At 59.4% G+C, this 1,513-nt stretch carries 1 rRNA gene; it reads right to left on the reverse strand.

The features are described from left to right. Positions 1-1,427: ribosomal RNA gene (locus ACK4IR_RS12275) — 23S ribosomal RNA — on the reverse strand; the annotation flags it as partial. Positions 1,428-1,513: the final 86 nt, after the last annotated feature.

The raw sequence follows: 1,513 nt of genomic DNA on the forward strand, positions 1-1,513 counted from the left end.
CCTTAGGGTCCCGGCTAACTGGCGGATGATTTACATTGCCGCCAAAACCTGGGGCTTCCGGCGGACAGGTTTCTCACCTGTCTTCGCTGCTACTCATGCCAGGATTCTCACTTCCCTGCAGTCCATCCCACCTTACGGTGAGACTTCAGCCCACAGGGAACGCTCCCCTACCGCTCGCTTACGCGAGCCCGCAGCTTCGGTACCGGGCTTGAGCCCCGCTAAATTTTCGGCGCACGGCCGCTCGGCCGGTCAGCTGTTACGCACTGTTTAAAGGATGGCTGCCTCTAAGCCAACCTCCCAGCTGTCTTAGCAGCCGCACATCCTTCCCCACTTAGCCCGGAGTTTGGGACCTTAGCTGGCGGTCTGGGCTGTTTCCCTCTTGTCCTCCGGAGCTTATCCCCCGGGGACTGACTGCCCTACTACCTTTCCCGGCATTCGGAGTTTGGCAGGGTTCGGTACCCCTTTCGAGGCCCTAGCCCAACCAGTGGCTCTACCTCCGGGAAGGACCGTAGGACGCTAGGCGTCGACCTATTTCGGGGAGAACGAGCTATCACGGAACGCGATTGGCTTTTCACCGCTACCCACACCTCATCGGACGGTTTTGCAGCACCGACCCGTTCGGGCCTCCAGACGGCGTTACCCGTCCTTCACCCTGGGCATGGGTAGATCGTTCCGCTTCGCGTCTGCCCCCAGCGACTTAACGCCCTATTCGGACTCGCTTTCGCTCCGGCTTCGCCTGACGGCTTAACCTCGCCGCTGAGGACAACTCCCTGGCTCATTCTGCAAAAGGCACGCAGTCGGGCCATAAAGACCCTTCCACTGGCTTGTGGATCCGGGGTTTCAGGTTCTATTTCACTCCCCTTCCGGGGTTCTTTTCACCTTTCCCTCGCGGTACTATGCGCTATCGGTCTGCCCGTAGTACTTAGCCTTGGAGGGAGGTCCCCCCTGATTCCCACGACCTTCCACGGGGGCCGTGGTACTTGGGATCATACACCCGGGAGACTGCTCACCTTTCGCCTACGGGGCTTTCACCCTCTATGGCGGAGCGTTCCAGCTCACTTCGGCTAGGTGGCAGTTTTGTAACTCCCTGAGAGGTTGGCAGCCCTCTCCGTGTATGTCCCACAACCCTATGCGGGCTAAGGCTGCCACCATGGCACCCGCATAGTTTGGGCTGGTCCCCTTTCGCTCGCCGCTACTCGGGGAGTCTCGTTTGATTTCCTTTCCTGGGACTACTAGAAGGTTTTACTTCGTCCCGTATCGGCTCCGCTTACGCGGATGACAGGGCTCAACACCCTGCCGGGTTTCCCCATTCGGGCATCCGGGCCTCAACGGCTTTTTGCGCCTCCACCCGGCTTATCGCAGCTTAGCACGCCCTTCATCCCCTCGGGCAGCCAAGGCATCCACCCCGGACCCTTACTAACTTGCACACCTACAAGGAAGGAAAACCTATTCAGTTGCCAAGATAACGTGGAGATGGTGGGACTTGAACCCACGACCTCCTGCTTGCAAAGCA

Origin of the sequence: Thermosynechococcus sp. (assembly GCF_046299635.1) — a bacterium.
Classification (GTDB): domain Bacteria; phylum Cyanobacteriota; class Cyanobacteriia; order Thermosynechococcales; family Thermosynechococcaceae; genus Thermosynechococcus.